Origin of the sequence: Pandoraea sp. 64-18, assembly GCF_001899225.1 — a bacterium.
Taxonomy (GTDB): Bacteria; Pseudomonadota; Gammaproteobacteria; order Burkholderiales; family Burkholderiaceae; genus Pandoraea; species Pandoraea cepalis.
Genome location: NZ_MKVU01000018.1, coordinates 205,985 through 214,158, shown reverse-complemented (window position 1 = coordinate 214,158; position 8,174 = coordinate 205,985). Strand labels below are relative to the sequence as shown.

The 8,174-nt window shown below is 64.1% G+C and carries 10 protein-coding genes; 4 read left to right on the top strand and 6 right to left on the bottom strand.

Features of this window, described 5'->3' with window-relative positions; all coding sequences use genetic code 11:
- Positions 1-217: 217 nt before the first annotated feature.
- The 4 genes from BGP02_RS16115 to BGP02_RS16100 form a co-directional block, all read right to left on the bottom strand.
- Positions 218-556 carry a DUF2322 family protein gene (locus BGP02_RS16115; protein ID WP_286798844.1) on the bottom strand — a complete coding sequence of 113 codons (339 nt, stop codon included), beginning with the start codon at positions 554-556 and terminating at the stop codon, positions 218-220.
- Between the two features lie 94 nt (positions 557-650).
- The gene (locus BGP02_RS16110) at positions 651-1,847 is read right to left on the bottom strand and encodes a benzoate/H(+) symporter BenE family transporter (RefSeq protein ID WP_286798835.1); all 1,197 of its coding nucleotides are present in this window, start codon (positions 1,845-1,847) and stop codon (positions 651-653) included.
- A gap of 79 nt (positions 1,848-1,926) precedes the next feature.
- Positions 1,927-3,102 (bottom strand): vWA domain-containing protein, encoded by a 1,176-nt coding sequence (locus BGP02_RS16105; protein ID WP_150563072.1) that lies wholly within the window; start codon positions 3,100-3,102, stop codon positions 1,927-1,929.
- Between the two features lie 13 nt (positions 3,103-3,115).
- On the bottom strand, positions 3,116-3,958 hold the full coding sequence (locus BGP02_RS16100) for an AAA family ATPase (RefSeq protein ID WP_130025543.1): 843 nt from the start codon (positions 3,956-3,958) through the stop codon (positions 3,116-3,118).
- Positions 3,959-4,239: 281 nt separating this feature from the next.
- Between BGP02_RS16100 and BGP02_RS16095 the strand changes: the two genes are divergently transcribed.
- Positions 4,240-4,605 carry a c-type cytochrome gene (locus tag BGP02_RS16095; protein ID WP_017234928.1) on the top strand — a complete coding sequence of 122 codons (366 nt, stop codon included), beginning with the start codon at positions 4,240-4,242 and terminating at the stop codon, positions 4,603-4,605.
- A 25-nt stretch (positions 4,606-4,630) separates the two neighbouring features.
- Positions 4,631-5,044: a c-type cytochrome gene (locus BGP02_RS16090; RefSeq protein WP_017234929.1), complete on the top strand. Its 414-nt coding sequence runs from the start codon at positions 4,631-4,633 to the stop codon at positions 5,042-5,044.
- A 74-nt stretch (positions 5,045-5,118) separates the two neighbouring features.
- On the opposite strand, the gene BGP02_RS16085 is transcribed toward BGP02_RS16090, so the two are convergent.
- Entirely contained in the window at positions 5,119-5,550 is a 432-nt protein-coding gene (locus tag BGP02_RS16085; RefSeq protein WP_017234930.1) for a DUF1841 family protein, read from the bottom strand.
- 203 nt (positions 5,551-5,753) lie between these two features.
- Between BGP02_RS16085 and BGP02_RS16080 the strand changes: the two genes are divergently transcribed.
- Together BGP02_RS16080 and BGP02_RS16075 are read left to right on the top strand one after the other, a co-directional pair.
- Positions 5,754-6,650: a DMT family transporter gene (locus tag BGP02_RS16080; RefSeq protein WP_286798843.1), complete on the top strand. Its 897-nt coding sequence runs from the start codon at positions 5,754-5,756 to the stop codon at positions 6,648-6,650.
- A gap of 91 nt (positions 6,651-6,741) precedes the next feature.
- Positions 6,742-7,335: a malonic semialdehyde reductase gene (locus BGP02_RS16075; protein WP_268567577.1), complete on the top strand. Its 594-nt coding sequence runs from the start codon at positions 6,742-6,744 to the stop codon at positions 7,333-7,335.
- A 130-nt stretch (positions 7,336-7,465) separates the two neighbouring features.
- Here BGP02_RS16075 and nth read toward each other — a convergent pair whose 3' ends face one another.
- On the bottom strand, positions 7,466-8,110 hold the full coding sequence (gene nth, locus BGP02_RS16070) for an endonuclease III (protein WP_017234932.1): 645 nt from the start codon (positions 8,108-8,110) through the stop codon (positions 7,466-7,468).
- Positions 8,111-8,174 lie beyond the last annotated feature (64 nt).

The following is an 8,174-nucleotide window of genomic DNA, read 5'->3' as shown; positions in this document are numbered from 1 at the left end:
CGCTGAACACATCTTATGGCGCAATGAAAAAAGGCGCCGACGTTGCCGTCGGCGCCTAGAGAAAGGATGTATTGGGATGTATCCATACATCGAAAGCTGGTCTGCCCAGGAAGCCCTACAAACCAAGGGCGCTGCGTTACTCAATCACGAACTATGTATGGTTAAGGTATAAGTCTTCGCAGCTGGCTTTTCATTGCGCGCGACGGACGTGGCCTTCTCAGGCTGCGACTTCCTCGATGCTCAGCGCCTCGCCGCCGGCCACGATCGCCAGCAGGCGGTCGACGTTCGGGTGCGCGCCCGGACGATTGCGCGCATCCGCCGTGTGTTCGCCGAAGACCGCCAGCCCGTGCTCGGCCGCTTTGGCGTCAAGCGTGCCAAAGGCCTGCTTCAGATAGTGGTACACGGCGAGCGAGCCTTGCTTGCCCGGTGCGTTCTCGATGGTCGCCACGACTGCGCCCGTGCCGTCGCGTAGCGCAATGCGCGCGATGCGCTCGATGCTGCCGACGGCGGCCATCTGTGCGAGGTTGTCCTTGAAGACAGGGGTCGGTTCGATCATTGCCATGGGGGTGCGGCTCCTGCGGTTACGTTGCGTTCGAAAAATGTTGCGGGCCGAATGGTATCACTCCGGCCCGCGCGGCTTCACACAACGCTCACGCACGTCGCCATTGCAGGATCGTCAGCGTCAGCACGCCTGCGATCAGGCCCCAGAACGCCGAGCCGATGGACAACAGCGTCAGGCCCGACGCCGTCACCATGAACGTGATGAGCGCCGCTTCGCGCTGGCGCATGTCGTGCATGGCGTTGGCCAGGCCGTTCATGATCGAGCCGAACAGGGCGAGCGCGGCAATCGAGACCACGAGGGCCTTCGGAAACGCCGCGAACAAGGCGGCGATGGTCGCCCCGAACGTGCCCGCGATCAGATAGAACGCGCCGGACCATACGGCGGCCGTGTAACGCTTGGCCGGGTCCTCGTGGGCTTCGCGTCCGGTGCAGATGGCTGCCGTGATGGCCGCCAGATGGATACCGTGCGAGCCGAACGGCGCGAGCAGCACCGAGGCGATCCCCGTCGTCGAAATGAGGGGAGAGGCCGGCACGGTGTAACCGTCGGCACGCAGCACGGCGAGCCCGGGCACATTTTGCGAGGCCATCGCCACCACGAACAACGGGATCGCGATGCTGATCGTGGCCGACAGCGAGAACGAGGGCGTAGTCCACACGGGCTTCGCAAGCGCGATGTGGAAGTGGCTGAAATCGAGCAAGCCTGCGCCGCCCGCGACCGAAGTGCCTACGATCAGCGCCAGCAGAATGGCGTAACGCGACGCAAAGCGCTTGACGACGAGATACGTGAAGAACATCGCAAGCACGAGCGCCGTCTGGTGCTGCGCCGCGACGAAGATCTCCAGCCCGATGCGAAACAGGATCCCCGCGAGTAGCGCAGACGCCAGCGCGGGCGGCACCCGACGCATGATCGTCTCGAAGCCCCCGGTCAGCCCACACAGGGCGATGAGGGCATTGCAGACGATGAACGCGCCGATGGCCTCGCCATAGGGCACGCCCGGTAGCGAAGTAATCAGTAGCGCGGCGCCCGGCGTGGACCACGCCACGACCACCGGCGTGCGATAGCGCAGCGATAGCCCGATGGTCGTCACGCCCATGCCGATGGAGAGCGCCCAGATCCACGACGAAATCTGCGCGGGGGTGAGATGGGCGGCCTGTCCGGCCTGGAACATCAGGACGAGCGAGCTGGTGTAGCCCGTCATCATGGCAACGAAGCCGGCGACGATGGCCGACGGCGACGTGTCCGCCAACGGCCGGAGCGGTGGCAGGGGAGTCGTGCTGGACGTCATGATGGGAAGCGGTCTCTGGGTTCTTGTTACGTTGTTGGTGCGTTGCCTTGCCGCGCCCTGCGACGCCGGGCGGCGAGCCTTACTTGCTCAGCGCGCGCATGGCCGACTCCAGTCCGGCGAGCGTGATCGGATACATGCGGCCCGCGAATAGCTGACGAATGACCGAGATCGACTGGCGATATTGCCATATCGCCTCGGGCTCCGGATTGAGCCAGGCGTGACGCGGGTAGCGGTCGATGAAGCGGCGTAGCCACACCGCCCCGGCTTCCGCGTTGTTGTACTCGACCGAGCCGCCCGCCTGCAGCACTTCGTACGGACTCATCGTCGCGTCGCCCACGAAGATCAGTTTGTAGTCGGGCGGGTATTTGCGCAGCACGTCCCATGTGTCGAAGCGTTCGTTGTGGCGGCGTCGGTTCTGCCGCCACAAATAGTCGTAGACGCAGTTGTGGAAGTAGTAGAACTCAAGATGCTTGAATTCGGACTTCGCCGCGGAGAACAGCTCTTCGGTACGCGCGATGTGGTCGTCCATCGAACCGCCCACGTCGAGCAGCATCAACACCTTCACGTTGTTATGACGCTCCGGCACGAGCTTCAGGTCGAGCCAGCCGGCGTTGGCCGCCGTCGAGCGAATGGTGTCGTCGAGGTCCAGCTCCTCCGCGGCCCCCTCGCGCGCGAACTTGCGCAGACGCCGCAACGCCACCTTGATGTTGCGCGTGCCGAGTTCGACGGCGTCGTCGTAGTCGCGGTAAGTGCGCTGGTCCCACACCTTCACCGCCGTGCGATTGCCGTTGCTCTCGCCGCCGATGCGGATGCCTTCGGGGTTGAAGCCGCCATTGCCGAACGGCGAGGTGCCGCCGGTGCCGATCCACTTGTTGCCGCCTTCGTGGCGGCCTTTCTGCTCGTCGAACAGTTGCTTCAGGCGCTCCATGAGCTTGTCGATCCCGCCCAACGCCTGAATGCGCGCCTTGTCTTCGGGCGACAATTCGCGTTGCATGCGCTTCTTGAGCCATTCGAGCGGCACCTCGCCCGAGGCGTCGACGATGTGTTGCACGCCTTTGAAGTACGCACCGAAGGCCTGATCGAACTTGTCGTAGTGCTTCTCGTCCTTGATGAGCGATAGACGCGCCAGATAGTAGAACTCGTCGAGCGAGGGCGCGATGACCTGACGCTGCAGCGCTTCGAGCAGCGTCAGGTATTCCTTGACCGAGACCGGCAGCTTCGCCGCGCGCAAGGTATAGAAGAAGTCGATCAGCATAACGGCGGCGCGCTTACCGATTGGCGCGATTCATGAAAACGAGGCGCTCGAACAGGTGCATGTCCTGTTCGTTCTTGAGCAGGGCGCCGGCCAGCGGCGGAATTGCGAGCTTGTTGTCGGCGCTGCGCAGTGCTTCCGGGCCGATCTCCTCGGCCATCAGCAGCTTGAGCCAGTCGATCAGCTCCGAGGTCGACGGCTTCTTCTTGAGTCCGGGAATATCGCGTACCTCGAAGAAGGTCGCCATCGCGGCGTTCACCAGCTCGCGGCGAATGTTCGGGAAATGCACGTCGATGATCGACTGCATCGTCGACGGCTCGGGGAACTTGATGTAGTGGAAGAAGCAGCGGCGCAGGAAAGCGTCGGGCAGCTCCTTTTCGTTGTTCGACGTGATGATGACCAGCGGGCGGTGGCGTGCCTTCACGAGCTGGCGCGTCTCGTACACATAGAACTCCATGCGGTCGAGTTCGCGCAGCAGATCGTTGGGGAATTCGATGTCGGCCTTGTCGATTTCGTCGATCAGCAGCACGACGGGCTGGTCGGCCTCGAAGGCCTGCCAGAGCACGCCCTTGACGATGTAGTTGGCGATATCGCGCACCCGCTCGTCGCCCAGCTGCGAATCGCGCAGTCGCGAGACGGCGTCGTATTCGTAAAGGCCTTGCTGGGCCTTGGTGGTGGACTTCACGTGCCATTGCAGCAGCGGCATGTCGAGCGCGGCGGCGACTTCCTCCGCGAGCATTGTCTTGCCGGTGCCGGGTTCGCCCTTGATGAGCAGCGGTCGTTGCAGCGTGGCCGCCGCGTTCACGGCGAGCTTGAGGTCGTCGGTCGCGACGTACTGGGAAGAGCCTTCGAAGCGCATTGTCTGAGCCGTCCGCAAACAGCCGGCCTACCGGCCGGGCAGGGAAAAAGTTCAGTATAAGACATTGCGCATACGGCTCGCTCGGGCAGTGGAAATTGGCTGTGACATCAAAGGCTTGCGGGAAAACTTCGGAGAACTGTGCGGGTCAGCCCCGAGTTTGCGGACCGAAGGCTGTGGGTTACAATCGATTGCTTTTTTCACAGGACGGTGGCCTTGGAGTCGGGCCGTCGCCCTGCGTGTTGCGGGCCGGTATTCCAACCAAAAACGTTCCCAAGAAGACCATGAAAAAGTTCCTCACGATGATGGCGCTGGCGCTCGGCAGCACGTCGTTCATGTCGCTCGGCGCGGCGCATGCGGCCGATCTCAAGCCCAATCTCGACGCGGCGAAGGACAAGGTCGCCATGTGTATTGGCTGTCACGGCATTCCCGACTATCGCACCGCGTTTCCCGAGGTCTATCACGTGCCCCGGCTCGGCGGACAGAATGCGAAGTACCTTGAAAACGCCCTGAAGGAGTACGCCAAGGGCGACCGCAAGTTCCAGACGATGCATGGCATCGCAGCCACGTTGACCGAGCAGGACATCGTCGACATTGCCGCCTACTACGCGGCGCAGACGGCGTCGACGCCGGTCAATCCCCAGAAGTAAAACGTGCGTGGCTGAGGAGAACACGATGAAGCATTCGATGGTAAAGGCCGCAGCGGCGGCATCCCTGGCGCTCGGCGCCGTGCTCGCGGGTGGGGTCGGCTCGGCGTTTGCCGCCGGCAACGTCGCCAATGGACGCGCGCTCGTCGAGAAAGGCATGTGCGTGAGCTGCCACGGCGCCAATCTGAACGCGCCGATCAGCCCCGAGTACCCGAAGCTGGCTGGTCAGTACGCAGACTACGTTTATAACGCGCTGCGGGCGTATCAGAACGAAACCAGCCTGATTTACGGTCGCAGCAATGCGATCATGAAGACGCAGGTCATGTCCAATCCCGCCACGGTCGGTAAGGACGGCAAGCCGCGTCCGTTCACCTCGCAGGAGTTGCGTGATATTTCGGCCTATGTCGAATCGCTGCCCGGCGATCTCGTCACGAAGAAGTAAGCGGTCCGGCCGCGATATCCGGCATCGGCATCAGGCACGACGGTGACCCTCAGGGGGACCGTCGTCGTCAGCGCTCAGCGCGACGCTTGCTGCTCGATACGCTGCAGGTAGGCGTCCGAGTCGGGCGGCTGGCCGCTGCGTTGGGCTTCCCAGAGCGTTTGTCCCAGGCACTCCATGATGCGGTGCTGCGCCTCATGGGGCGAATCGAGCCGTTGGCTCAGTTTCTCGTAGGCGGCACGAATGCCCGGCGGCTGGTCGATCGAGACCTGCTCGCTGATCGCCAGGTGCATCGACAGATGCAGGAACGGGTTGGTCTGCCCGGCCTCGGGTGAGTAGTCGCGCTCGTTGGCGTCTTCGGTGTCGGACAGCGCGTCGTGATACTCGGGATGGGCTTGGATCCAGTCGGCGGCCATGGTCTCGAGCGGCGTGAGAATGCTGCCGCTGCGCTGCTTTTGCCAGGTGGTGCAGAAGAATTGCCGGACTTCATCGCGGCTCGGATTGAACATGGGGACTCCGTGGGGTTCTGATGTCGCCGCTTGCGGCGCGCCGCCCCTTGACTACAATGGCGGATCGATCGCTGCCGTGCATCGTGCCAGGCGCAGGGGAAACGCGCCGCCAACGCCTGAAAATCTCGCCGTATTGTCGCTCAATTTATCCAGTCATGTCGCAAAGCCCTCGCGCGCACGCGCCCACCGGCAACGCCGCCGTCATGCCGCAGGCCCCCCGTCCCTCGGCCTGGACCGGCGTCGCGCTGATCGCCGTGTCGGCGTCCGCGTTCGGCGCCATGGCCATCTTCGCGCGGGCCGCGGCGGCGTCCGGCGCGGACATCTTCGCGATGCTGCTGTTTCGCTTTTTCGTCGCCGCGGTCCTGCTGCTGGCCTGGTGTCGGTTGCAGCGGGTGCGCTTCCCGTCGCGCCGTCAGGCGCTCGGCATTGCGCTGATGGGCGGCATCGGCTACGTCGGCCAGTCGCTTTGCTATTTCGGCGCACTGCAATATGCGCAGGCGTCGCTCGTTGCGCTGCTGCTCTATCTCTACCCGGTCTTTGTGACGATTTTGGCGGCCATTTTCCTCCATGAACGCCTCACGCCCGTGACGCTCGGCGCGCTCGCGCTCTGCTCGCTGGGCACGGCGCTCACCGTCGGGGGTGGGCAGGGGCAGCCGCTGGGCATGGCGCTGGCCGTGGCGGCGGCGTTGATCTATTCGGGCTACATCGTGATCGGCGCGCGGTTGACACGCGGTGTCGATGCCCGCGCCACGGCAACGCTCGTCTGCCTGGCGGCCACCGTTTCCTTCGGGGCGATGGCGGCGGTGCGAACCACGCAAGGGCTGCCGCTGAAATGGCCCGCAGGCGCCGGGGGCTGGGCGGCGCTCGCGGCCATTGCCGTGTGTTCGACGGTCGTCGCCATTCTGACCTTCTTCGCTGGTTTGCAACGACTGGGGGCGGGACGCGCCTCCATGCTCTCGACGCTGGAGCCGGTCGTCACGGTGCTGCTCGCGGCCATGCTGCTGGGCGAAACGCTCACGGCGGCACAACTGGGCGGCGGCGTGCTGATTCTGGCGGGCGTGGTCTGGCTGTCGGCGCGTGGCGCCGCCGCATCCCCCTGATGTCGCGGGCATTTTTGCCACGTCAGCGCGTGTCGCGCGGCAACGGTACAATCGCCGGTCATTCGCCACTCATCTACCGAGGTCCATTGTCATGAGCATCATCGCCAAAGAAGCCATCGCCCAACTATTCACCGATGCCCGCACGCACAATGTGTGGCTCGACAGAACGGTCAGCGATGAAACGCTGCGTGAGCTGTACGACCTCGTCAAATGGGGCCCGACGTCGGCCAACACCACGCCCGCGCGCGTGGTCTTCGTGAAGAGCCCGGAAGCGAAGAACAAGCTGCTTGAATGCATGGCGCCGGGCAACGTGGACAAGACCCGCACGGCGCCCGTGACGGCCATCATCGCGTACGACCTGAAGTTCTACGAGCACCTGCCCAAGCTGTTCCCGAACGGGGCCGACAAGATGGTGCCGATGTTCTCGGGCGACTCCGCCAAGGCTGCCGGTGCCGCGCACATGAACAGTTCGCTGCAAGGCGGCTACTTCATCCTCGCCGCCCGCGCGCTGGGCCTCGACTGCGGCCCGATGGCCGGTTTCGACGCACAGAAGGTCAACGACACCTTCTTCGGCGGTACCGAGTGGCGTGTGAATTTCATCTGCAATCTGGGCTACGGCGATCACGGCAAGCTGTTCCCGCGCAATCCGCGCTTGTCGTTCGACGAGGCGGCGCGCATCATCTAAGCAGGATTTGTCGCGCGCCGCGCGCATTTTCGGCGCGTACAGAACAAACGGGCGGTCCCGATGTCGGGACCGCCCGTTGTCGTTTGTGTCGTCTGCGTCGATTGCGACGGCGTTGCCGGGGAAGAGCCGGTCAGCCCTTCGGCGCGGGCGTCTTGGGACGGAAGTCGCACAACGGCTCGATGGCGCAATGCCAGCATTCCGGCTTGCGCGCCTTGCACACATAGCGGCCGTGCAAAATGAGCCAGTGGTGGGCATCGTGCTTGAACTCGCGCGGGATGACGCGCTCCAGCGCCAGCTCCACGGCCAGCGGATCCTTGCCAGGTGCGAGACCCGTGCGGTTCGCCACGCGGAAGATGTGCGTATCGACGGCAATGGTGTCTTCGCCAAACGCGGTATTGAGCACCACATTGGCCGTCTTGCGACCGACGCCCGGCAGCGTTTCGAGGGCTTCGCGCGAGCGGGGCACTTCGCCGCCGTGCGCGTCGAGCAGCAACTGGCAGGTGGCGATGACGTTCTTGGCCTTGGTGCGGTACAGCCCGATTGTCTTGATGTAATCGGCAACCCCGGCCTCGCCCAGCGCAAGCATCTTCGCCGGGGTGTTCGCCACCGCGTAGAGCTTGCGTGTGGCCTTGTTGACGGAGACGTCGGTCGCCTGGGCCGAAAGCAGCACGGCGATCAACAACTCGAATGGCGACGTGTACTCCAGCTCCGTCGTCGGGTGCGGATTCAATTGCTGCAACGTTTCGAACAGGGCGCGTCGTTTGGCGTCGTTCATGGCGGGTGGCGCGTGGGTTGGAGCGTCTGTCTTGTTATCAGGTGACGGTGTGTGCGGCTGCCCG